Raw genomic sequence first — 22,065 nt, forward strand, 5'->3', positions numbered from 1 at the left:
AATCAACTGGTGAGATGGAGGCCTTTTTATGCCCGGATTTAGCGGCAGGGGACAGCTTTGCCTTGTTATATGCAGATGCCCAAGCACCGGACGGCGGATTTTGCCTGTCTGTGGTTTGGGCTGTTTGGTTTGCCCTTATACCTCCGTCTCATCTGATTTCTAATTCTATGGAGGTACACTCGTATGAGAACGAAAGATTCTTATACCCATCCAATGCTTGAAATCGCAGCTAGTCGTTACAGTATGAGCAGCGGCCAGCTCCGTTATCTTGGGGGCAGCCAGAATATGGTTTCGGTGTTTTCCGCAATTACGACGGGGATGAATCCTTCAGCAGCTTAAATAATCAGTGGCTTAAGGACTGGATCGCGGAGAGTAAACAGAGGTTTGAACAATCCATTCCCATTGTGGACATTTGGAACAGAGGAGAGAATACGAAATGAAATTGAACAACAAAAAACTTATTATTATTGATGGCATGCCGGGTTCCGGGAAAACGACCTGCGCGACGATGCTCTCGGATCAATTGTCCGCGTGGAATGTAACCAACCGGTGTATTCTGGAGCTTGAAGACAACCATCCTTTGTTCATACAGGGCTACAAATTCAGCTCCTTTGAGGATGAGGCGCAGGCAGATCTATTCATAGAAGGGCTGCAAGCCCTGTTCAGGGCTTTTGTTCAGGATAGGCTGGCCAGTACGCAAGATATCACGATTATTGAAAGTGTATTGTTTCAGGATGCCATTAACTGCGCGTATCATATGGGCATGAATCATGATAAATTGCTCAATTTCTCGTTGGCACTGCAGGAGATATTATCACCACTGGAACCGCTGCTCATCTACTTTTACCAAGTGAATGTTGAAGGGCAATGGCGGTTTATTTGCAGTGTGCGCGGGAACGAATGGGGGCCGGTGGCTCTGCATACGGATGATGATTTTAAGGAAGCCGCTGAGTTGTGGGGCGGGAGTCAGGCGTTTGTAAGAGCAATTGTTGATTCTTGGGCCATACCGAAATTAATTATTGAGAATCAGGATTATTTATGGGATGAATATGCTGACCGCATTAATCAATTTATAAGGGATAACCTTTAGTTAGCAATAGTATTCGAAACCACTCCGCCAAAGGAGTGGTTTTTCGATTACAGCCTGCTCTCATCAAACTCTAATCTGCCTGCAAAGTCTTTCTCATGGATTGTGTTGTACCCTAAGGTCGATCAATCACAAGAATCGGAGGAATGACTATGAAAGGTTCAATATTGAAGCGTTTAATGAAGTGTCTACTAGCGGGAGCGGGATTATCCCTGGTGATGGTGCTGATTTATACGGGCCGGGTCGGCCCAGGGCTCATCTTTGCACGGCAGCTGTCCGAAGCGGATTTCAAGACCACGCCGCTTGTGCGGGCAAAGGCTACGGCAGCAGGATTTTCTTTTGACAAAGGCATGACAAGCATCTCCTTAGCGAAAAACATCCAATCGGTTGCCATCAAGAACCGAAATGGCTCAATTGAAATTAAGCAGGGCAGCGGGAGCACTATTGAAATTCATACAACGGTGGTTGTGGATCAAGCGGGTGAGAAGGAGGCGTCGGCTGTTGCGGAGAAGACTGAGCTTCGGGTGAAGGAGGGGAAGGTTCTGGATATTGAGGCCTACAGTGAACGTTATGGCAGAAGCCATCATAAGGAGGCAAGTATTTATCTGACCGTTACACTGCCCAAGAAATTGGCAGCTGATCTGCAGGCGAATGTGAGCAACGGCAACATCAGCTTATCAAAGGTTCTCAGCGTCGGCAGAGTTAAGCTCTCGTCAGCGAACGGCAACGTTGATGCCAAAGGCATCGGCAATAATATTTCCCTGCGGAGCGACAATGGCACCATTCATGTGTCTGATGCGAAGCAGGCTGTTCAGGCCACCGTGATGAACGGGGATATTGTGGCTAATCAGATCGCCGGACCGCTCGGCATGGAAACCATGAACGGCAACCTGTCCTCCAAAGAAGCCAGCTCCACGATCGAAGCCGTATCATCCACCGGGAACATCCACATTGAAAGTCGAAAGGTTGGCGGCAACTGGGAAGTTTCCTCAAATGTAGGAAATGTGTACCTGGCTTGGCCGGGGAGCGCGGAGGTGGAGGTCGACGGGAAGACGGCCCTTGGCGAGCCGCAGACTGATTTTCCGCTGGCGGTAAAAAACAATCACGTGACCGGAACCATTGGCAAAGGGACTTATCGTATAGAAGCATCCTCCATGGCCGGGTTATCCTTAATGAAAACCAGATAAGCAAGTGGAGAGGTGAGGGCAGGAGTGAAGGAACGCGTCTTAATCATCGAAGATGAAATGGCAATGGTACGGCTGCTGGAATTGGAGCTCTCGTATGAGGGCTATGAGACTACGATTGCAAGTGATGGGCCTGATGGGGTGGATAAAGCCCTGAGTGAGAGCTTTGACTTTATTCTGCTTGATCTGAATTTACCCGGAATCAATGGCATAGAAGTATGCAAAAGAATCCGTGCAGCAAAGCAAACGCCGATTATTATGATCACGGCGAGGGATACCGTAAGTGACCGGGTCCGCGGGCTGGATACCGGTGCGGATGATTATGTGCCGAAGCCATTCGCCATCGAGGAGCTTCTCGCCCGCATGCGTTCGGTACAGCGCAGACTTCAGACCAAGGAGACCGGGGACATGCTTAGCGCCAAAGATTTGACGTTAAGTGTAGCCTCACATCGCGTAAGCCGCGCGGGTCGGGACATTGAATTGTCGCAGCGCGAATTTGAGCTGCTCCACTGTCTGCTGCTCCACAAGAACCGGCTGATGCATCGCGAGGCGCTGCTGAATCTGGTATGGGGTTATTCCTACGAAGGTGAGACGAATGTCGTGGATGTCTATATCCGGTATGTGCGTATGAAAGTGGATGAAGTCTTTGGAGAAAAGCTGATCCATACCGTCCGCGGAAGCGGCTATATCTTAAGGGATTGAGGTGGCGGACTTGAAGACATGGACGTTCTCCCGTAAAGTCAGCGCATCCATTGCGCTGGCGTCTCTTATGGTGGCAATCGTGCTCAGCGGCTTCGTATATATCATGTTCAGTCAGTGGACAGAAGGTCAGGAAGTCAATTTGCTGGAGGCCAAGCTCAGGCAGTTTGAGCTTCAGATTGGGGAGGTTTCCTTCTTGCCTTCACTGCTTAAGCCGGGAATTGGAAAAGGCAGCGGAGCCGCAGCGGTGCTTAAACCGGATTTGTCGTCTTTTGCGGCTGACCTGGATAAAGGGCAGCGGCTCCAAATGCTGGATTCGAAGGAAAGGGTATTGGCGGAGGCGGGGATAGGGGGAGTAGATAAAGCCGTCAGATACAAGGCTGAAAGTGACATGGCTTTACCCGCATACGGGTCTGTTAAGCTGCGGCTTACAGACAGCGGGTATTCAAGGACAGCGACAGCGGTGCGGGAAGTTGGCAGAATTCTGCTGTTTGGCTTATTAATCGCAGCAGGAATAGCAGTTGTGGCCGGATGGATTGTAGCCCGATCAGCCTTGAAGCCGATCCGCAGCATGATCGGGGAGGTTCAGAGCATCGGAGCCAATAATTTATCCCGGCGGCTGCAGCTGCCTGCCGCGAGGGATGAGCTCTATGAACTGGGAGCAACCTTCAATGGGCTCTTGCATAAGCTTAGTGTCTCCTTTGACCAGCAGCGGCGCTTTGTCGCCGATGCCTCGCATGAGCTTAAGACACCGCTCGCCATCATCGAGGGGCATACGCATATGATGCAGCGGTGGGGGAAGAAATCGCCGGATGTGCTGGAAGAGTCGCTCGCTTTCATGATGGATGAAACCAGAAGGATGAAGGAGCTGATCGCCCAGCTGCTGCTGCTTGCCGAAACGGAAGAACCTCTGCCGGACGTTGCCGGTGATGGAGGCTGCGATCTTAAGGCAACCTTGAATGAGCTGCTTCCCCAGACCGTACATGTGAATTCTGAAGTGAAGCTGTGTTATGAAGAGGAGCGCAGCGGGGAAGCGCTGCTGATCCGGATGCCTGCAAGCGCAAGCTATCAGGTGCTGCGCAATATTGTAGAGAATGCGCTGAAGTATACGCCAGAAGGCGGTACGGTAAGTCTTGAGCATTTCATAGAAAATGGACAAGTGATTGTGTCAGTCTCGGATACGGGAATGGGGATTTCCTCCCAGCAGCTGCCGCATATCTTCGACCGCTTCTACCGCACGGAGGGATCGCGGAACCGGACTCAGGGAGGTTCCGGGCTTGGCCTTGCCATCGCCAAAGCCATTATGGAGCGGTATGGGGGTTCCATTGTAATCGAGAGTACGCCGGGGCAGGGGACGAAAGTGACGCTGCGGTTTGTCCAAGGGTAAATGTTGATGATTTTTGTTCAGGATTTGAGTACAGACCTCAAGGAGCCTTCTCAGGATGAGAGGGCTCCTGCCTTCATATGGCGGTATGTCTTAACTATGCCGGCTTTGATTGAATCTTATTTTCCTCCAAAAACTGCCTTATTTCTTCTTGAGATTCAGATGGAAGTAATCCACGTATCACATTATCCTTTGTATGTATCTCCAGCAACAAACGATTTGTGACCGTATTCAATTTGCCGAATTCGTAATAGCTGATAAATTCCCAGGGGATCACGTTCCCCTCTTGGGAGATACCGTATTCTCCGATGTACATAAGTACTCGGTCATGGTTGGCGACAACCGGAAGAACCAGCATGAAAACATAGGAGAACCAGTGATCCTCGATCACATGGCTGACCTTGAACATGTACAACAGTCACAGAACCACAATTGTACTCACGTATAGCAGAGTGACCACAAGCAATAATTTATGTGGATTAAGTCTGGCTGGATCATAGACGCGAATTTGCCCGGCTGCCGACCGGTTAGCCTTGTATTGTCTATAGGCATAGTAGAGAAACCACGGGATGATTACACAATAAGTCAAATTTAGCACCATTATAAATATGGACTGAATCGTCATACTACCGCCCCGTTCTTCGGAATCCTGTCTGTTTAAGCTCTGAATTTCCCCATCCAGTCCGTGGCCCAGTCGACCAGAGGTCTTTGCGCTAGCAGCCGGATTTCGGCATTGCCGATGTGATGAATCTTGAGATTGATTTCCTGCTCATATTCATTCCCTAACGTGACAAAATCACTGTCATCCACCGCCTGGGTCGAATAAGTGAGCCACTCCCGCTTGCCGTCCACCAGAACTGCGCTGCTCTCGTCTACCATGTGCTTACCGGGGAAATCAGCCCGGGCTTCGGCCAGATGCAGGGAAGTATTCCTGTCGTGGCCGACGCCAACCAAGAGGACATAACCATTTAGCTGATAAATTTTGTCCAGTGGAGATCCGGCACCAAAAATATTGCTCAAATCATGGTCCGCCGTAATATAGGCTGCATGTCTGCCTACTGCTGCTATGGAGCGGGCGGGGTGATCCGATCTTTGGGCTCCCGGCCATTTGCGGAGCATTTCAGCCGCGGCACCCATGCCGATGGCCGGAGTAACCTCTTTATCATAGGCGGGCCAATGCTCCCGTATCACGGGCCACCATTCTGCCGGTTCCTGCCAGTGGACGCCTGTTGAAGGATCGAGGTTTTTCCAGGTTTGCGAAGGCATGACCAAAGTGCCGTCCTCCCCCACAATCTCCAGCAGCGCCCGGATTAAGGTTTCCGCACCTCCTACGACAAAACCCAGCTTGCTTAGCGAGGCATGAACAAACAGGGTTTGCCCTGCCGCCACTCCGCAGCCTTTAAACTGATGGATCAGGTCTTCCTTCGTTAAAATGGCTCTTGTTTCCTGCAGCTCAGTCATAGATAATTCCACCTTTATACAAAAATAACCCCGCATAAGCTGCGGGGTTGTCTCCGGATGCTTCCGGAAAACAGTGCCCTTGAATTAAAAAATTTACTAAATTATACCACGGAAATGCCAGCTGAGAATAGCGAATTACACTGTACTAACTCATGGGCGGAACAAGTTACAGGTAAAGAAGTGGGAAGTAGAGATTTGAGTAAAATGCAAGTTATGTTTACTTACATCCGAAAATATTTTCTAGTTAAATGTCATTTAATATAACATTAAGTTATTGACAACTCTATCTTTTTATCTATAATGATGTATAAGCAATAGGCGGTGACGTAGTTACCAATGTTCCTGTAATATTTTATAACATTATTATTAGCTATGAAGGAGTGATCGCCATGATCGCTTCCGCCGGACAATGGAAACAGGATATTTTACGGATCTACAATGAAATCAATAAGAGGATGTTCAACGCCGGTGTTAAGCAGCAGAAGGTTGATTTTGTAGGAAACAAGATTATCATTTTATCCATCAACAGCCGCGTGCCTGTACTGAAGGTGCTGGATACCCATGATGCTTCGGCCAGCAGGGAAATTAATCTGGTGCTGCATGAGGTATTCAAGCGTCAGATCAAGCAGGCTTTTATGGATGAATTTCAATTGAATATCAAAGCCGTTCTTAAAGATTATGATGTGGAGACCGAATATTCCGGTACGATCATAATTTTGGAGAAGGATTTGGAGCATTACCTGAACGTTACGCTGGAACTCTGAATGTGGGAGAGCCGGCCTGCCGTCAGTTTTCAGACAATAGCCCTGGGGCTGTGTCTAAAACTGGCGGCTTTTTGTTTATCCATTGAATTTCTGCATATGATCACAAAATTCTGAGGGGGATGAAGCGATGAAGGCCAAAATCGAAATTTCAGGGGTAAGCAAGTGGTTCCGCCGTGACGGCAAAGAGATTATCGCCATGCAGGAAACGAATCTATCCATTGAAGAAGGAAGATTTGTCAGTATTATCGGTCCCAGCGGCTGCGGCAAATCTACTCTGTTCAACATTATTGCCGGACTGATGCCTCCATCAACCGGCCGTGTCCTGGCAGACGGTGAAGATATTATCGGGAAGACCGGACATGTCGGCTACATGCTGCAGAAGGATATGCTGCTGCCCTGGAGGACCATTCTGGACAACATTATTCTCGGGATGGAAATCCGCGGAGTGCCGCGCAAAGAGGCGGTAGCCAGAGCCCAACCTTTGATGGACCGTTACGGGCTGAAAGGCTTCGGCAGCCATCATCCTGCAGAGCTGTCGGGAGGCATGCGGCAGCGGGCAGCGCTGCTCCGCACGCTTCTGTATGACAGGGACATTATTTTACTGGACGAGCCTTTCGGCGCGCTGGATGCCCAGACCCGGCTGACGATGCAAAACTGGCTGCTGGAAATTTGGGAGGACTTCAGAAAGACGGTATTATTCGTCACTCATGATATTGACGAGGCGATCTACCTGTCCGACGACATCTATGTATTCTCCGGCCGCCCGGGCAGAATTATTTCCAAGATTTCTGTGGACATGCCGCGTCCGAGACATAAAGAGGATACCGTATCGGCTTCTTTTATGGAGCTTAAAGCTCATCTGTTGGACCTGCTGTCCGGCGGCGGAAGCGAAGAGCCGGCTGCACATATCTCGTAAGTATGCTGCTTTCGAAGCAAGTCGTGTACGAAGAATATCAAGGAAGACTAACCTCACAAAACTTAAAGCATATGCTTCCGAAGTGAGTTTTGTACGAAGAATATCGATGAAGACTAACCACACAAAACTTTTAGGGGGAAACAGGATGGAAAGTGTGCAGAAGAAAGGGTATGTCATTCACAAGCTGGAGGCGTCCGGGAACAGCGCGGTGAAGCCGGACAAAAGGCAGGCGGAGCCGTTCATTCAGGACGAGGAGGCGGTGAAGCGCCGGACCGGCAGGATTATCAGCATCGGGCGTCTCTCGGTAGCGCTGCTGGTTGTACTCTGCTGGGAGCTATTTACACGGATCGGCTGGATGGATTCCTACTATTGGAGCAGCCCGCTCCGCATCCTTAGCACGACCTGGACACAGATTACGGAGGGCACTTTGCTTGAGGATATTGCCTACACCTCAAGTTCCACCATTCTGGGGTTTATCGGTGGAACCCTGCTGGGCTCGCTGCTCGGTCTTTCCTTCTGGTGGTCGAAGAGGTTTGCCGGGATCAGCGAACCGTTCCTCATTCTGCTGAACGCAATGCCGAAGCTGGCGCTGGCCCCTGTGCTGGTGATTCTGCTGGGCATCGGGTTTTTCTCCAAGGTAGCGCTGGCTTTTGCCATGACGGTGGTGGTTGCGGCCTTGTCGGCACACAGCGGGGTGCAGAGTGTGGACAAGGATATGGAGAAGCTGATGTACTCGCTGGGCGCGAAACGCCATCAGGTCTTTACAAAAGTGGTCATTCCCTGGGCGATGCCCTGGATGATCAGCAGTCTGCGGATTAATATTGCACTTTCGCTGGCTGGAGCCATTGTAGGCGAATTTATTGCTTCCAGTCACGGGATTGGCCGGATGGTCATTTATGCCGGGACGATTCTTGATATCAACCTTGTTTGGGTGGGGGTAGTGGTCTTGTCGGTGTTGTCGATGGTCATGTATGCAGGAGTGGTGCTGCTGGAGAAGTGGCTGTCCAAAGGGTACGGAATGAAGAAGGCGTAAGGCGGATTGTTCTATTTCATAAGATAAAGGGGAGAAACAAATCATGAAGTTGAAAAAAGTAAAGCTGTCCGCCGTCCTGCTGCTGGTCTCTTCCATAATTCTGCTTGCGGGCTGTAGTAATAAGGAAAGCGCCGAAGCCGCAGCCGGCAAGGAAGGTCTAAAGAAGCTTGTGATTGCCGAACCTCTGCATTATACAGGTTATCTGCCGCTGTATGTGGCGCAGCGCGAAGGGTATTTTGCGGAAGAAGGGCTTGAGGTTGAAATGCTGCAGGCTACCGGCGGCACGCATGTGACTTCGGTGGTCAGCGGGGATGCCTGGGGCGTTATCGGCGGTCCGGAATCCAATGCGCTGGCGAATACCGGCAATTCGGACCCGATCATTTCGGTAAGCAATGTCGTCAACCGTGCCAATGTGTATTTGATGGCGAAGAAAGGGACGGCTCCGGCAGGAAGCTCCGATGAAGAGCTAAAGGCCTTTCTTCAGGACAAAAAAATCAACGCCGGACGGCATGGCGGAACGCCGAACCTGCTGACCCAGTATTTGCTGCTGGAGCTGGGGCTTGATCCGCAGAAGGATGTACGTCTGCTGGAACCGGCGGACGGCTCAACCGTTGTGGCTATGGTTCAGCAAGGTGCGGCGGACATTGCGAACGGTGCCGAGCCACAGATGAGCGATGGAATGGATAAAGGCGTGTGGGACGAGCCATTTTATAAATTCCATGATATGGGCGATTATGCGTATTCCGTATTGAGCGTGAAGAAATCTACCCTTGAGAAGGACCCTGAAACGGTGCAGAAGGCGGTGAACGCCGTGGTCAAAGCCTTAAAGGCTATCCAGGAGGACAAGACGATGGCGATGAAAGTGCTGAAGGCCGAATTTCCGACCCTTTCGGATACGGCGGCGCAGGCGGCACTTGACCGCGCTTATGAAGACCAGCTCTGGAGTCCGGACGGAATCATCTCGGAGGAAGCGCTGGACAAGGATATGAATGTAATGATCAAGACCGGGATTTATAAAGGCGAATATACGTATGACGGGCTTGTCGATATGCAGTTTGTAAAGAAGACCGCAGAGAAGTAAGCGCCGCATGGCCTTCAAAAACTAAAGAGGTGACGATGATGGAGTTGACAGCAGATTTGATTATGCCGGATCGGACGGCTTTGGTCATAGTAGATGTGCAGAATGATTACTGCCACCCGGACGGTGCGCTTGCCGCAGGCGGAAACGATGTGGCTGGTGTAAAGGCGATGATGCCGCGGCTGCATTCGCTGATTGATGCGGCCAGAGCGCACAGGGTTCCCGTTATTTTTATCCAGACCTTTCATGAAAAAGCGACCGACTCTCCTGTGTGGGCTTCGCGTTCCGGGCGGGGTTCGCTCGGAGTCTGCCGCAAGGGGAGCTGGGGGGCCGGATTTTATGAGGTGGCTCCGCTCCCTGAGGAGATTGTGGTCAACAAACACCGGTACAGCGCGTTTATTAATACCCGACTCGATTCTGTGCTGCGCTCGCTGCGGATCGAGACGCTTATCATGACAGGGGTAAGCACCAATGTATGCGTGGAATCGACGGCGCGGGACGGTTTTATGCTGGATTATCATATCGTGCTGGCGGAGGACGCCTGTGCCTCCTATTCCCGGGCGGCGCATGAGATGACGCTGGAGAACATGAAGGGCTATTTCGGGGTAGTCGCTTCAGTCGCGGAAGTCGAGGAGAACTGGAACATCTGGCATCAATCTGCGCTGCAAAACGCGCTATGAGTTTCTCAGCCACGACTTCTAAGCGGGTTGTAAACCCTTCAGCTGTTAAGATTGTCATCTGTCTCGGGGCGTTCCTGTCCAATCTTTCCGCCGGGATGTTCAATATCGCCCTGGTCGACATTTCGGCGGATCTGCGGATACCGGTAGCCTCTGCCCAGTGGGTGGTCAGTATTTATCTGCTGGTCATCTCCGTCCTGCTGCCCGTGATGGGCCGGCTGGGAGATAGGCTTGGCCGGCGGAAGGTGCATAACTTCGGTCTGTTCGCTTTTGCGGCGGGCGCACTGGGCTGCGCACTCTCTCCAAATGCGGTAATGCTGCTGGGCTTCAGGGTGATTCAAGGCGTGGGCGCTTCCATGTACCAGGCAACAAATATGGCACTTATTGTCTCTGTATTTCCCGCAGAGCAGCGGGGCCGGGCACTTGGGCTGATGAGTACCTTTGTGGCCGCAGGCTCCATGGCCGGGCCGGGGCTGGGAGGTTTCCTGATCCAGTGGTTCTCCTGGGAGAGCAACTTCTGGCTGCTTGCTGCAGTGGCAGGGGGTGTAGGGCTGCTTGCTGAGCGGCTGATCCCGCAGGATACCGAAACGGCTGGAGGGCGGCTCGATCTTGGCGGAGCCGTATGGTTTGCGGCCTGCCTATCCTCGCTGATGATTGCCCTCGATTTCGGCGGCCGCTCGTCCTTCCTGTCTCTGCCGGTGCTGCTGCTGTTCGCAGCTTCAGCCGTTACGGCCGCAGGCTTTGCGGCACATGCGCGCTCCTCCCGTAAGGGGAATACAGATGAAGCCGCGGCGACTACTCAATCCCGCCGGTCTGCTGATAGCGGCTTTGGACTATTCGCTGACCGGAACTTTGCCGCCGGAATTGCCATTACGGTCATCACATACATGGCGGCATTCGCCGCACAGCTGGCTTTGCCTTCGCTGCTGCGGCTGGCCGGTGCAGAGCCTGCGCTGGTCGGCTTGATCATGATCGGATACCCTCTCGCGCTTGTGGTGACAGCTCCTATAAGCGGGGGCTTCGCGGACCGCAAAGGTCCGCTTGGCATCCTCACGGCCGGGCTGCTGCTCATGAGCATGACGCTGCTGGCGCTTGGTTTCGCTGCCCCTGCGCTTGGAGCTGGAGCGATGATTCTGCCGGTGGTGCTGCTCGGCTGTTCGATGGGGATGGTGACTTCGCCCAATACCAGTATCGTCATGGGGCTGGCGAAGAAATCCCAGCTTGGCCGGGTCAGCAGTGTGCTGGCGCTGTCACGCAATATCGGAATGATGTTCGGCACGGCAGCGGGCGGTCTGGTCATTGGCGGCGGCACTTCCGGATCGGGAGGAGGAATGTACATGGCTGTGTTTCTGGTCTGTGCAGCGGGAGTGGGTATTTCCTGTATCTGGCTGCTATATTCCCTTCGCCGCAGCAATAAGGACAAGGGAGTGGAGCAGCTGCCTTGGTCGCCGCGCTGAAACCTGCCGTGTCTCCAAATATAATTCCCGGCTTAGCCTATCCGCTCAAAATCAGCCGGTTATGCCTTAACCCATGAACCTTCGCCTTGGCAGGCGGAGGTTTTTGGCTTGGAATCAGCGCAGCCAAGCTCAGTTCTATTCCGCTCCGGATCATTCCATGCATTGCCAGGGAGTGGACTGTATGCTAGAATTAAATTACCAAGATTATGAAAAAGGTTCCTATAATCAAATGAAAAGGTGAAATGCTATGAGCGATAATGCGATCAAAATTGGTGTCTCCAACAAAGACGGTCAACTCGGTTTCTTGTCTGGAAGAGGCGGTCTCCGGGAGGGAGCAGGCAGGAAAGGTATCGGGTGCACCAAAAAGGTATCCCTGACATTGCCGGAGGAGCTGTGGAACAAGCTTGAAGCAGATTGTACAGCTACAGCATTATCCCGCTCGGAAATAATCCGGAATATCATTACTGCTTATTATTCATAATCATTCACTACAAGGGACAGGTGAGGGCAATGCTGGTCAATGTGACAAAGGAATCACTGCTTCATGCTCTGCAGCATGTCCTTAAGGCTGTTGTTGCGAATAGCCCAAATCCAATTCTGTCAGGAATACATATTCAGGCTTATGAGAAGGCTCTGGTGTTCACGGCAAGCAATACAAGTATGACCATCCAGTACAGGGTTCCCGAGGATAAGGACTCGATGAATGTGCAAAGAACCGGCGGAATTGTGGTGCCGGCCCGTTATTTAAGTGAGATCATCCGCAGGCTTCATGCCGGGTGGATAGCTTTTGAGAGCGAAGAACCTTTTATCCTAAGCATCACTTCAGGCGATTCGCATGTCCGGTTATGCGGTTTGGACCCTGCGGAATTCCCGCCTGTACACTCCCCTTCCACTGATGCTGAGCCTGCCTGCAAGTTTCAAATCCAAAATGACGTATTGCGATCGGCGATAAGACAGGTGTGCGTGGCTGCCTCCACATCCGATTCCAGACCGGTACTGACGGGAGTTTCTTTTGAATTTACCGGGGAAAATCTCAGCCTGATGGCAACGGACGGAATCCGTTTTGCTTCCCGCACGCTGCATACCGGGTATAACATAAACAACGGAACGAATGTTATTGTGCCTGCTAAAAATATAAATGAAATCGTAAAGATGCTTAGCGACGACAAAGCCGCAACGGAAATTGCAGTGAGCCGACATCAAATCAGCTTCACGGCAAATGAGCTGCATGTACAGTCCGTCCTCATTGAGGGGGTCTTCCCCTCAGCCGTAAAAAATGTGATTCCACAATCCTGCAAATCTGAACTGCTCATTGGCCCCTATGGTTTCCTGCAAGCAGTTGAAAGGGTGTCCGTACTGGCAGGCGGAAACATCATTCGGCTTACAGCGGCTTCCGGCAAGTTGGTTTTATTATCCGGTACGTCGGACATAGGAGAGGTCCGGGACGAAATTAACCTGGAAGCCATGGAGGGGGATGACTTCACCATCGCGCTGAACGGCAGATTTTTGCTGGATATCCTGCGCTGCCTGGATAGCGGGTCCCTCAGAGTAAGATACACAGGGAAGGAAAGCCCGGTGGTCATCCTGACTACAGACCCGCTTTCGCCCGCGCTATTCCTGATCACTCCTGTAAGGACCCATGATTGAGCCGCGTGCATAAACTTCATATCGCTGGCACCTTGACCTTGAAGTATACTTCAGGGTTTATGCTTTATCCGCAATCATTGCTGTTCTTCAGCTTATGGTGAATGTCTGGTATCCGGTGGACCCGGAAGAGGCTGAGGGGAAGGTGAAGGAGCATTATCCTTCCGAGCTCGGAGAAGCTATCAGTCTGGTATTTGGCCTGCCCAAGCAGCTGTTCAGTCATGTGACCGAAATTCCTACACATGTCGTCGATGGAGCGAAGCTGTCCGCAGCCGAGGCGAGCTATCCGGTTTTACTGTTCTCGCCGGGCATTCGTTCCACCCGGTTTCAGAGCATGACGGCCATCGAGGAACTGGTCAGCCACGGCTATATTGTAGTAGGGATGGATCATCCCTATACATCGGCTAAGGTCACATTCCCGGATGGACATTCGGTCTTCTATGAACCTGATCCCGAGTTTGATACCTCTGCAGAGCTTTATGAGTATAATGTCACAGGAGTAGGTATTCGCGCAGCCGATGCCAGCTTTGTACTCGACACGCTTACGGAATGGAATGCGCAGGATCCGAACGGTTTGTTTCAGGGCAGACTGGATCTGGACCGGACCGGAATATTCGGCCATTCCTATGGCGGGGCGACAACTGCGGAGGCGCTGGCACAGGACAAGCGGTTCAAGGCAGGCGTAAGTCTGGAAGGCGGATTCTGGGGGGAGGTTGCCCATACCGGATTGCAGCAGCCGTTTATGTACATGATGTCCGGAGGTACCGCTCAAAGTCTCGATCCGTCAGTGACGAAGAAGGACAAAGTATTTTACGAGGAGTTTGCCCCCGATCTGAAATCAGTTATGACGAAAAGCACGAGCGACACTTATTATCTGACGGTTGATCATTTTATTCATCAGAGCTTCACGGAGATCGCGCTGCTGTCGCCGTCGCTGTTCGCTAAAGATATCGATCCGGTGCAAAATATTGATATTACGAGATCTTATGTGAGAGCCTTCTTCGATCAATATTTAAACAACAAACCGCAATCTCTTCTGGACGGGCCATCAGCCGATTCCCCCGAAGTGAAGTTTGATCAAGAGTATACCCGCAAGAGAATGTAATCAGCAGATAAAACTGAGAAGGCAGGGGGGAGCAGTCATGGAGGGCATGACACGCGGAGAGCTGGCGAAATTATCCGGGGTAAGCATGGCAACCATTCGCTATTACGAGGATAGTGGCATCCTGCCTGTCCCCGGGCGGGTAGCAAATGGTTACCGGATTTATACGGAGGATTATCTGGTGAAGATCAAGTTCATCAGGGATGCCAAATCCCTGGGGTATTCGCTGAAAGAAATCCGTGAAGTGCTGGGAATGCTCGGTCAAAAGATGGATGCCGAGACGCTGAAGGGACGGGTCCGCAATAAAATACTGGAAATCGATGAAAGAATTGCTGCAATGCGCTCCATTCAAAGCATGCTTGCAGGCCTGCTTGAGACGCCTCAGGAGGATATCCACAATTATTTGCAGTCGTTCCGCATTCACGATAAGGAATAGTTATTTGGACAGCAGCTCGTCAATCGTCACCGGGAACAATGCTTTCACAATCTCAAGTACGGCTTTGGCATAGTCCTGTATTTCCTTCTGGGCGTCATGCTCCAGCCGCTGATTCAGGAAATGCGCTACGGATTGCAGCGAAGCCGTCCAATACCAGCGGACATAGAGTCCATAGGCAGGCAGAAACAGCCTTGCCTGTTCCGCGCAGATTCCGTCTGCCAGCGCAGCCTCATATTTCTGAATCCCCAAATCCACATAGTTCATGAGCTCCCGGGTATATTTCTCTCCAAGCTCCCAGGCTACGATATCGCCGCTGCCTTGTTTGGAGTTCGCGGGTGCGCTTCGCCATTGCCCGGCGGCAGGGGTATAAAAAGCGGGTTCTTCCGTAATATACCTGCGGCTTGATTCATTCCAGGCCTCCAGGCTGTCACCGGTTCCTTCATAATGGGCCGAGCCGATGACGTATTTCCACCACTGTCTGGCGACCATAAGCGGAGCATAGATTTCATATTGGATCACGGCATGGCGGAAGGGGGAAGTATGTCCTTCTCTGGCCAGAAATTGAATGAGCCGCAGATCTTTTTCTGTGAGTGCATCCGACTGTTTGGCATAGGATACCCGCGCCGCATTAACAACGGTGAGATCGGAACCCATATGATTCACCAGCCGGACATAACCTTTATCGAGAACATCAATATTCAAGAGCAATTACCTCCAATTTTTTTCTCTTATTCTTATTCCTCTGTGCAGGTGGCATTTCCTGCAAACAAGGCACCCTTAGGGTGTCTTTTGTGTTGCGTTCGTCCGTTACCACTTAATCTGAAATCACTAAAGATACATTCTCCATTGATTTGAAGTCCAAGTTGCTGGTATGGTGAGAATGAGTATGTAAATATTTGGAGTGCGAGGATACTCTTCATAGCGCATGAATCAGGGAGTGGTTCTGGAGGATGTACAAAATAGTGTTTTTTGACGTGGATGGCACGCTCTTAAGTGAAGTTGACGGATGTATGCCGTCCAGCACCAAAGAAGCGCTTGGAACGCTGGCTGCGAAAGGAATAAAGGTCGTGGTCGCTACAGGAAGGCCGTACAGTCTGTGCGAAGAGTTCAGAGGGCTTGGTGTGGATACCATTATTTCCGCGAACGGAGCACTTGTCCAAAGCAATGGGGAAGTGATTCATAAGTCGCTGCTGAAGAGTGAGACGGTCCGCGAGCTCTCGGTATTTGCCGGAAATAATGGACATGGCTTATCTTATTTCACCGATTTGCTCACGATGAACGGCCTCGGGTTCGAAGATGACCGGATGAAGAGGGCGCTCCAGGAGACTTTAAGTCTTACGGAATATCCTGAAACTATGGGTTCGTTGTCCGAAGAAATATATTGCATGTGCCTATATGCGGATGAACATGAAGCCCAAAAATACATAGAGCAGTTCCCGAGGCTCCGGTTTGTCCGGTTCCACGGTTATGTGATGAATGTGTTGGAAGAAACAGAGGTCTCCAAATCAACGGCGATCCGCAAGGTGTTGGAGCACTTCGGGTTATCTCCTGCCGAGGCTGTCGCCTTTGGAGACGGGGGAAACGATATCGATATGCTGGAATATGTAGGCTTAGGAATTGCCATGGGCAATGGAGGAGAGCAGCTCAAGCAGAAAGCAGACTTCGTCACTAAAAAGGCGAGTGAAGGAGGGATTGCTTACGCTCTGCAAAAGTATGGTGTCATTTAAATAGGGTCCATTTAGGGGAGAGATGATGGTGCGGATTAGACCAATGGCAGTAGCTTTCTTATTTAATGATAAACAGGAGGTGCTGCTTCTGCAAAAGCGGTCTGGCAGATAGCACCTTAATTGAAAGTGAAGAAGGCCGGCTCTTGTGGGTGGATCGCAGTGCAATTGCCGATCAGCATGTAACCGCCTCAACGCAAGAAGTGATGCGGCATTACCTGGAGACAGGGATTCATAACAACCATGTTTATGTAGGCTCGTTGCACTCCTTCCATGGAGAACCTGCGATGGGCTGGAATGTGCTGGAGGACTGGGAGGGAAATAATTTATGAATGATATCGTTTCGATTCTAGGTGTTCCATTTTCCAAGCTGACGCTTGAGGAAACTACGCTTCGGTTAGCCGAGCAAGTTCAGAATAAACAGGACAGGCTCTTTCATCTAATAACGGCCAATCCGGAGATTACGTTAGCCAGTCAGACCGATGAACTGCTTCAGGAAATCATCAGCTCGGCGGACTTAATCGTGCCTGACGGGATCGGCATCGTACTGGCTGCCAGAAGAAAAGGCGAGCCGATCCCCGAGCGGGTAACAGGCTATGACCTGCTGCTCAGGATGCTGGAGAAGGGCAATGAGCTGGGCTGGAGCTTTTATTTCCTGGGAACCGATGAAATCACCAGCAGACAGGCCGTAGAGAAGATTAACGCCTCCTATCCGCAGGTGAAGATTGCCGGCAGGCATCATGGATTTTTTAATGCAGCAGAGGAGCAGGGGATACTTGCAGACATTCAGCGCAGCAAGCCGGATGTTCTCATTCTTGCCATGGGCGCACCGTATTCGGATAAATGGCTGTATAAGCATAAGCAGGAGCTGACTGGCGTTAAGCTTGTTTTTGGAGTTGGCGGCAGCCTGGACGTAATCTCGGGAAAAGTGAAGCCGGCACCGGTGATCTGGAAGAAGCTTAACCTGGAATGGGCGCACCGGTTGTTGTTCGCTCCCGTTGCCAAAGGACAGAAATCCCGCTGGCGCAGGCAGTCCGCGTTGCCCAAATTTGTGTACCGGACAATGCTCAGAAAGTGACGGGGATTCGTAACGATAACAGATTGTGAGGGCGGAAGGAAGATGGATGAGACGGAATTTAATAAGATCCTGCAACTGATTTCAATGATTTCGTCGGGAGCGGAAGGTTATGTTAGGGCTGCTTTTGCCGATGGGGCTGTGTCGGTTATGTACTATGGGGAATCAGGTCCCAATCAAGGTGTCTTCTGTCTGGTGGAGGGAGCGGATTGCGTCATTGCCTATGCAGTTTTCAGGCAGTGCGGCCAGCCCGATGTATTATTGGAGGTGATGGAGAGCGAGATTAACCCCTATTTACAGGCAAGCGAAGAGAGGGAGATCTGCTTTAATGTATACGGGAGAAATACGGAGATCGTTCAGTTCGTGAGAGGGCTGGGGTTTTCATCAGACATCGAGGGTTATCAGCTGAGGTATGCCGGGAACCATCCGGTTGAAGCGGAGCCCGCTTCTTTATTGCAGGAAGGGGGATTTACGCCGGAGATGCTGGAGTCCTTTATTGCCTTGTTTGATGGGGCGTATGAGCAGTTGAATAGAGATAACGGTTGGGACACGGACCAGTACCGGCGGGAGCCGGAACCCTTTTTGGCGACACTTGCCGCTTACGAAGCGGAGTCCCGGGTCCGTTCGTTTTGGATACGAGGCTCTTTAGTGGGTGCTTATATTACGGAAGGGGAATATATCCGCGATATTGTTGTAGCGCCGGATTACCAGAACCGCGGGTATGGCGGAATTATTCTGAAGCACTGCATCAACCGTATGAGAGAGCAGGGTGACGGGAATATTTTTTTGCGGGTGGCCGGAAGCAATGCCGGAGCAAAGAGACTCTATGAGCGAAATCACTTCGTTGAAACCGCCTGTTTTGCCGAGCATACCTACCGCCGCTAGAAAGAGCTTTTGTTCATGATTATCGCTATTGTATTCGTTGCAAAGGAAGATGACCTATGAGTATAGATAACAGTAAATTGACCGAACTGATAAAAGATACAATATACTGCTTCATTTCCCCGGATATTCAAGTACTGGGTATTGAGAATATTCCTGTAGGCGCGGGATCACAGGCAGTTGGATTGTCGCGGCATAAAATAAATTGGAAAATGACAGCTGAAAATGAAACCGGTCCCACCGGAACAGCAACAACTATCTCTCTTGAGGTACCGGGCATCTACCTGTATTCCAAGCAAGCCACCTTTATTGAGCGGTCGGCACTGTCCAGATTATATTCACAGGCAGCGAATGTGCCGTACAGCTTGTCGAACTATCCGCTGAACGAGGGCCGCAGTTTGCTGGTTATACAGGACGTGGACGTTGATACGGATTACGCCAAGCTGGATATTGCACCAATTCAGGACAGAGAAATGTTGGCGCTGGCCTATATTCATCGGGCCAATATGGGATGCAGGGAAGATTTGCCGTGGCTGCCTATGGTTGATGAGGCCTATATTGCAGAAATAATCAATGAACAATGGAGATATTCGTGGAATTTCGCTAAGGACAATCCGGCATTTGAGAGGACGTTTGGGTTGGATGTCATCTCCGGAATAGAGGAAGCCGCCAATGGCATCGTTGAGGAGATGTCTGCTGTGATCAATGATGCAAGCACTCATACGATGATCCACAATGATCTTAATCCCGGCAACGTATTGGTGCATAACAATGAGAACGTGTATTTTATTGACTGGGAGGAAGCCCGCTACGGCTCACTGTTCATGGACATTCCGATGCGGTGCGGCAGCCTGCAGCAGGCCAGTGCTTACCGGACCTATCTGGGCAATTTCGGCTTAGACATTCCAGAGCCACGTTATGCAAAGCTGTTCTCCATAGCTTCCCGATACCTGGGGCTTCGTTTTATGTGCTGGAACCTTGGGGTGTGGGAGCATAATGAACAGGCAAAAGCGGATTTGCTAAAATACATGAAGATGGTGACCCAGCCTTTATTCAGTTCATAAGCAGCGGCCGGAAGTCCAAATATTCTCTGGAGTCACGGACAATCCTAAAATAGAAGAATTATAAGTTCAATTTATATAGAGGGAAATTAGGAGGGATACGTTTGGGTAATCCGCTGAAAGAACTTAAGAAAAGTATCGACGGCTTGAAGCAGTCGCTGGATGGTGTCAAACATTCGGTAGACGGCTTAAAGGAGCCGGTGGATGAGATCAAGGCCAATATTCAGGAGACTAAGGATGAGGTGAAAATGCGGTCGGATAGTGTGAAATCCGAGGTGCAGCGGATGAAGGCATCCGTAGAGGAGACCAAAGAGGTACTCGGTGAGGTTAAGGAAACGATTACGTCGGCCGCCGATGTTCTGTATACGCAGAAGCGTTATAAACGTCTGCTGAACCGGAAAAGAAAAGTGGGAAGCGGGAGCGCAGCACGCCGTAAGAAGGCTGCAGCTGTTTGGCGATCATAGATTTTTTTGGACAATCCCCGAAAAAGAAGACGTAAGAGACTAACGGCAATCCTCCGTTACTTTCTTACGTCTTTTTAATAGAAGTATTATTGGCAGCTTAAGGGAGGACTACACTCATGCTTTCCAAGGAGTCTGCCACGAACACGGGCAAGTATTGCATTCCTGTATCTGTCTCTGCGTATTCGAAACTGTTCAAGAACTGACCGCTCACCAGGGCTAACCCCGTAACCGATCCGGTATTTCCCTGAAGGACAATAAGACGTCCATCGGAGCTTGCAACGGATCTGCCCGAAGAATCAATATATATATCGCAGTGAAGGGTAACCTTCTCAAAGTGATGAAGCTCCAGCTCGATAGCGGAAATCTGTGGATATTCCTGTTCCTGATGAATCTCGGAGAACTGGTAGACGCCCTCTGTTAATCGGTATACCGCGGTCAGGCCGTCTCCACCATTTTCTACAATTGTATTTTCAACGTAAATAGCATGATCATCCGGCTGCAGCGTATAGCTGTTTCCGGCAAACGAGAAGAGTTGGGAGATTCCCTCCGGCTTAATCTGATAGGCAGTAAAAGAGGTGCGCCCATCCTCACGGCTGCTCTCGGCGACGACCACAGGCACTTCGGAGAGGGCTGACAGCTTATCATCAAAAGCAAGACTGCGGAGATTCTCGAAGCCCGCAATGACTTCACCGGTCCTTGTCGAGACAATCCCGTCCTCGCTCATATCCGCAAAGTAGAGGACTCCGCTGCTGTCTGTTCCGGCTACGGCCACCTTGGCTCCGTATCTTCCGGTGACGGAGACAACATGGGCATATTTGCCCTGCTCCTCACCGCCCGGTAGCAGGCGGACAGGCTCCGCAGCATTCCAGGCGATCCTGGCGGCGGCAATGTCTTCTGCAGTGTCCTGAAGTCCGGTGAGGTCGCTGTACAGCTGGATCGCTTCAGCATATTGGCCGCCGCGGACCAAACGTGCGGCGCTCTTCATCAGCTTCGCTAAGCTGCTGTCTATTAACGTAAGCACCTTGGATGAATCAATGCCGGCAGAGGCAGCATATTTGCGGTAGCTTACGGCATGCCCGGTAAAGGCGGCATAGGAATCACTGTCCAGATCGCCGCTGAGCATCTTCTTTGCGCTGGCCTCAGTTTGCTCCTGTACCCATGAGGCATTATAGGTGTGGCTGTTGTAGGCATCCATCATGGACAAGGCGGAATTCAGCAGAGCATCGAAGCTTCCAGCCGCCGCCAGCTCCTTGAGCTTAACCGTATCATGAGCTTGGAAGGACCCGGCCAGCAGCTTCTCCTTGGCTGGGCTCCCTCCATAAAAGGCATCGGGAATCCGCAGCAGATTCCACTTGAAGCTGTCCCCGCTGTCTTCATTGCCGCTGCCGCTTTGACTGGCCCCCAGTTCGGTAAGAAACTGGCTCTTGAACTGCTGGAACCCGGCTGAGAACTGGCCGGAAAGGCCTGAATCCGCCGACAACTGGCGATAATAGGATTCATAAGACCCTCCCGGCTGCATATACTCAGTTTTCAGGCTAAGCAAAGCAGCATAACTCTCCATGAACCCGGTAAAATCCTTTGTATCCAGCTGCTGGGACACTTTTAATACCAGTGTCTTGAGCCCGCTGCGGATCGCTGTTATTGGAGCCAGCTCCTTGAGCTTCGCTGCAACCTCGTCTTCCTTATAGAGGATGGAAGGGTTCGCCGCTGCCAGGCGGTACTGGTTCTCTGCGGCAATCAGATCGCCGGCGGCATACAGCCGGTCGCCTTCATGCACGGCCTTAATCTTGTCTTCGATTCTAAATGCCTTCTGTCCAAGCAGAATAAGGATGAATGTACACAAAATGATCAATATATTCCGCAGGGATATGGCTTGTTTAAACGTCATATTATAGTAGCCCCTTTCTCGCGGAGCCGGTACCGTCCTGACTTTGGAC

General features: G+C 51.1%; 25 protein-coding genes. 21 read left to right on the forward strand and 4 right to left on the reverse strand.

What is annotated here, in order from left to right:
- Positions 1-183 precede the first annotated feature (183 nt).
- From ACAN56_RS15575 to ACAN56_RS15595, 5 genes are all read left to right on the forward strand, one after another.
- Positions 184-339 (forward strand): hypothetical protein, encoded by a 156-nt coding sequence (locus tag ACAN56_RS15575; RefSeq protein ID WP_379143971.1) that lies wholly within the window; start codon positions 184-186, stop codon positions 337-339.
- A 97-nt stretch (positions 340-436) separates the two neighbouring features.
- Complete coding sequence (locus tag ACAN56_RS15580) at positions 437-1,090, forward strand: P-loop NTPase family protein (protein ID WP_038586310.1); 654 nt, start codon at positions 437-439, stop codon at positions 1,088-1,090.
- A 149-nt stretch (positions 1,091-1,239) separates the two neighbouring features.
- On the forward strand, positions 1,240-2,274 hold the full coding sequence (locus tag ACAN56_RS15585) for a DUF4097 family beta strand repeat-containing protein (RefSeq protein WP_379143974.1): 1,035 nt from the start codon (positions 1,240-1,242) through the stop codon (positions 2,272-2,274).
- A gap of 24 nt (positions 2,275-2,298) precedes the next feature.
- A complete protein-coding gene (locus tag ACAN56_RS15590) occupies positions 2,299-2,973 on the forward strand; it encodes a response regulator transcription factor (protein ID WP_379143976.1) in 675 nt (224 codons plus the stop codon).
- A 10-nt stretch (positions 2,974-2,983) separates the two neighbouring features.
- On the forward strand, positions 2,984-4,357 hold the full coding sequence (locus ACAN56_RS15595; protein WP_038586315.1) for a sensor histidine kinase: 1,374 nt from the start codon (positions 2,984-2,986) through the stop codon (positions 4,355-4,357).
- Positions 4,358-4,451: 94 nt separating this feature from the next.
- Here the strand turns inward: ACAN56_RS15595 and ACAN56_RS15600 are convergent, their stop codons facing one another.
- Positions 4,452-4,763, reverse strand: a complete 312-nt coding sequence (locus tag ACAN56_RS15600; RefSeq protein ID WP_379143979.1) for a DUF5673 domain-containing protein — start codon at positions 4,761-4,763, stop codon at positions 4,452-4,454.
- 248 nt (positions 4,764-5,011) lie between these two features.
- Positions 5,012-5,815 (reverse strand): AAC(3) family N-acetyltransferase, encoded by an 804-nt coding sequence (locus ACAN56_RS15605; RefSeq protein ID WP_038586320.1) that lies wholly within the window; start codon positions 5,813-5,815, stop codon positions 5,012-5,014.
- A gap of 389 nt (positions 5,816-6,204) precedes the next feature.
- Between ACAN56_RS15605 and ACAN56_RS15610 the strand changes: the two genes are divergently transcribed.
- From ACAN56_RS15610 to ACAN56_RS15655, 10 genes are all read left to right on the forward strand, one after another.
- The gene (locus tag ACAN56_RS15610) at positions 6,205-6,579 is read left to right on the forward strand and encodes a Na-translocating system protein MpsC family protein (protein WP_179091728.1); all 375 of its coding nucleotides are present in this window, start codon (positions 6,205-6,207) and stop codon (positions 6,577-6,579) included.
- Positions 6,580-6,706: 127 nt separating this feature from the next.
- Positions 6,707-7,495 (forward strand): ABC transporter ATP-binding protein, encoded by a 789-nt coding sequence (locus ACAN56_RS15615; protein WP_038586322.1) that lies wholly within the window; start codon positions 6,707-6,709, stop codon positions 7,493-7,495.
- A gap of 145 nt (positions 7,496-7,640) precedes the next feature.
- Positions 7,641-8,528 carry an ABC transporter permease gene (locus ACAN56_RS15620; RefSeq protein WP_038586324.1) on the forward strand — a complete coding sequence of 296 codons (888 nt, stop codon included), beginning with the start codon at positions 7,641-7,643 and terminating at the stop codon, positions 8,526-8,528.
- A gap of 43 nt (positions 8,529-8,571) precedes the next feature.
- Positions 8,572-9,609 carry an ABC transporter substrate-binding protein gene (locus ACAN56_RS15625; RefSeq protein ID WP_379143983.1) on the forward strand — a complete coding sequence of 346 codons (1,038 nt, stop codon included), beginning with the start codon at positions 8,572-8,574 and terminating at the stop codon, positions 9,607-9,609.
- A gap of 38 nt (positions 9,610-9,647) precedes the next feature.
- Entirely contained in the window at positions 9,648-10,286 is a 639-nt protein-coding gene (locus ACAN56_RS15630; protein ID WP_340894668.1) for a cysteine hydrolase family protein, read from the forward strand.
- Positions 10,283-11,740 carry an MFS transporter gene (locus ACAN56_RS15635; RefSeq protein ID WP_379143985.1) on the forward strand — a complete coding sequence of 486 codons (1,458 nt, stop codon included), beginning with the start codon at positions 10,283-10,285 and terminating at the stop codon, positions 11,738-11,740. The genes ACAN56_RS15630 and ACAN56_RS15635 overlap by 4 nt, the downstream gene beginning before the upstream one ends.
- 247 nt (positions 11,741-11,987) lie before the next feature.
- Positions 11,988-12,221: a ribbon-helix-helix domain-containing protein gene (locus tag ACAN56_RS15640; RefSeq protein ID WP_379143988.1), complete on the forward strand. Its 234-nt coding sequence runs from the start codon at positions 11,988-11,990 to the stop codon at positions 12,219-12,221.
- A 29-nt stretch (positions 12,222-12,250) separates the two neighbouring features.
- The gene (dnaN, locus tag ACAN56_RS15645; protein WP_038586336.1) at positions 12,251-13,387 is read left to right on the forward strand and encodes a DNA polymerase III subunit beta; all 1,137 of its coding nucleotides are present in this window, start codon (positions 12,251-12,253) and stop codon (positions 13,385-13,387) included.
- A 94-nt stretch (positions 13,388-13,481) separates the two neighbouring features.
- Positions 13,482-14,489, forward strand: a complete 1,008-nt coding sequence (locus ACAN56_RS15650; RefSeq protein WP_340894663.1) for an alpha/beta hydrolase family protein — start codon at positions 13,482-13,484, stop codon at positions 14,487-14,489.
- Positions 14,490-14,526: 37 nt separating this feature from the next.
- Positions 14,527-14,922: a MerR family transcriptional regulator gene (locus ACAN56_RS15655; RefSeq protein ID WP_038586339.1), complete on the forward strand. Its 396-nt coding sequence runs from the start codon at positions 14,527-14,529 to the stop codon at positions 14,920-14,922.
- Here the strand turns inward: ACAN56_RS15655 and thyX are convergent, their stop codons facing one another.
- Positions 14,923-15,630, reverse strand: a complete 708-nt coding sequence (thyX, locus tag ACAN56_RS15660; protein ID WP_038586341.1) for an FAD-dependent thymidylate synthase — start codon at positions 15,628-15,630, stop codon at positions 14,923-14,925.
- A gap of 242 nt (positions 15,631-15,872) precedes the next feature.
- Here thyX and ACAN56_RS15665 point away from each other — a divergent pair, with 242 nt between their 5' ends.
- The 6 genes from ACAN56_RS15665 to ACAN56_RS15690 all read left to right on the forward strand — a co-directional run bounded on the left by ACAN56_RS15665 (position 15,873) and on the right by ACAN56_RS15690 (position 20,128).
- Positions 15,873-16,649 (forward strand): Cof-type HAD-IIB family hydrolase, encoded by a 777-nt coding sequence (locus ACAN56_RS15665; protein WP_038586345.1) that lies wholly within the window; start codon positions 15,873-15,875, stop codon positions 16,647-16,649.
- A 143-nt stretch (positions 16,650-16,792) separates the two neighbouring features.
- Complete coding sequence (locus ACAN56_RS15670) at positions 16,793-16,978, forward strand: hypothetical protein (protein ID WP_038586347.1); 186 nt, start codon at positions 16,793-16,795, stop codon at positions 16,976-16,978.
- Complete coding sequence (locus ACAN56_RS15675) at positions 16,975-17,724, forward strand: WecB/TagA/CpsF family glycosyltransferase (RefSeq protein ID WP_038586350.1); 750 nt, start codon at positions 16,975-16,977, stop codon at positions 17,722-17,724. Before ACAN56_RS15670 ends, ACAN56_RS15675 begins: the two co-directional genes overlap by 4 nt.
- Positions 17,725-17,766: 42 nt before the next feature.
- A complete protein-coding gene (locus ACAN56_RS15680; protein ID WP_379143993.1) occupies positions 17,767-18,606 on the forward strand; it encodes a GNAT family N-acetyltransferase in 840 nt (279 codons plus the stop codon).
- A 56-nt stretch (positions 18,607-18,662) separates the two neighbouring features.
- Positions 18,663-19,667, forward strand: a complete 1,005-nt coding sequence (locus ACAN56_RS15685) for a phosphotransferase (protein WP_379143996.1) — start codon at positions 18,663-18,665, stop codon at positions 19,665-19,667.
- A 101-nt stretch (positions 19,668-19,768) separates the two neighbouring features.
- Positions 19,769-20,128 carry a DUF948 domain-containing protein gene (locus tag ACAN56_RS15690; protein WP_379143999.1) on the forward strand — a complete coding sequence of 120 codons (360 nt, stop codon included), beginning with the start codon at positions 19,769-19,771 and terminating at the stop codon, positions 20,126-20,128.
- Positions 20,129-20,225: 97 nt separating this feature from the next.
- Here ACAN56_RS15690 and ACAN56_RS15695 read toward each other — a convergent pair whose 3' ends face one another.
- A complete protein-coding gene (locus ACAN56_RS15695) occupies positions 20,226-22,016 on the reverse strand; it encodes a hypothetical protein (protein ID WP_379144002.1) in 1,791 nt (596 codons plus the stop codon).
- Between the last annotated feature and the right edge of the window lie 49 nt (positions 22,017-22,065).

The sequence above is a fragment of the Paenibacillus paludis genome, from assembly GCF_042610515.1.
Classification (GTDB): domain Bacteria; phylum Bacillota; class Bacilli; order Paenibacillales; family Paenibacillaceae; genus Paenibacillus_AQ.

Coding starts and splice junctions, on each gene's coding strand:
- ACAN56_RS15575 (WP_379143971.1), top strand. CDS start 184: ATGAGAACGAAAGATTCTTATACCCATCCAATGCTTGAAATCGCAGCT.
- ACAN56_RS15580 (WP_038586310.1), top strand. CDS start 437: ATGAAATTGAACAACAAAAAACTTATTATTATTGATGGCATGCCGGGT.
- ACAN56_RS15585 (WP_379143974.1), top strand. CDS start 1,240: ATGAAAGGTTCAATATTGAAGCGTTTAATGAAGTGTCTACTAGCGGGA.
- ACAN56_RS15600 (WP_379143979.1), bottom strand. CDS start 4,763: ATGTTCAAGGTCAGCCATGTGATCGAGGATCACTGGTTCTCCTATGTT.
- ACAN56_RS15605 (WP_038586320.1), bottom strand. CDS start 5,815: ATGACTGAGCTGCAGGAAACAAGAGCCATTTTAACGAAGGAAGACCTG.
- ACAN56_RS15610 (WP_179091728.1), top strand. CDS start 6,205: ATGATCGCTTCCGCCGGACAATGGAAACAGGATATTTTACGGATCTAC.
- ACAN56_RS15615 (WP_038586322.1), top strand. CDS start 6,707: ATGAAGGCCAAAATCGAAATTTCAGGGGTAAGCAAGTGGTTCCGCCGT.
- ACAN56_RS15620 (WP_038586324.1), top strand. CDS start 7,641: ATGGAAAGTGTGCAGAAGAAAGGGTATGTCATTCACAAGCTGGAGGCG.
- ACAN56_RS15625 (WP_379143983.1), top strand. CDS start 8,572: ATGAAGTTGAAAAAAGTAAAGCTGTCCGCCGTCCTGCTGCTGGTCTCT.
- ACAN56_RS15630 (WP_340894668.1), top strand. CDS start 9,648: ATGGAGTTGACAGCAGATTTGATTATGCCGGATCGGACGGCTTTGGTC.
- ACAN56_RS15635 (WP_379143985.1), top strand. CDS start 10,283: ATGAGTTTCTCAGCCACGACTTCTAAGCGGGTTGTAAACCCTTCAGCT.
- ACAN56_RS15640 (WP_379143988.1), top strand. CDS start 11,988: ATGAGCGATAATGCGATCAAAATTGGTGTCTCCAACAAAGACGGTCAA.
- dnaN (WP_038586336.1), top strand. CDS start 12,251: ATGCTGGTCAATGTGACAAAGGAATCACTGCTTCATGCTCTGCAGCAT.
- ACAN56_RS15650 (WP_340894663.1), top strand. CDS start 13,482: ATGGTGAATGTCTGGTATCCGGTGGACCCGGAAGAGGCTGAGGGGAAG.
- ACAN56_RS15655 (WP_038586339.1), top strand. CDS start 14,527: ATGGAGGGCATGACACGCGGAGAGCTGGCGAAATTATCCGGGGTAAGC.
- ACAN56_RS15665 (WP_038586345.1), top strand. CDS start 15,873: ATGTACAAAATAGTGTTTTTTGACGTGGATGGCACGCTCTTAAGTGAA.
- ACAN56_RS15675 (WP_038586350.1), top strand. CDS start 16,975: ATGAATGATATCGTTTCGATTCTAGGTGTTCCATTTTCCAAGCTGACG.
- ACAN56_RS15680 (WP_379143993.1), top strand. CDS start 17,767: ATGGATGAGACGGAATTTAATAAGATCCTGCAACTGATTTCAATGATT.
- ACAN56_RS15685 (WP_379143996.1), top strand. CDS start 18,663: ATGAGTATAGATAACAGTAAATTGACCGAACTGATAAAAGATACAATA.
- ACAN56_RS15695 (WP_379144002.1), bottom strand. CDS start 22,016: ATGACGTTTAAACAAGCCATATCCCTGCGGAATATATTGATCATTTTG.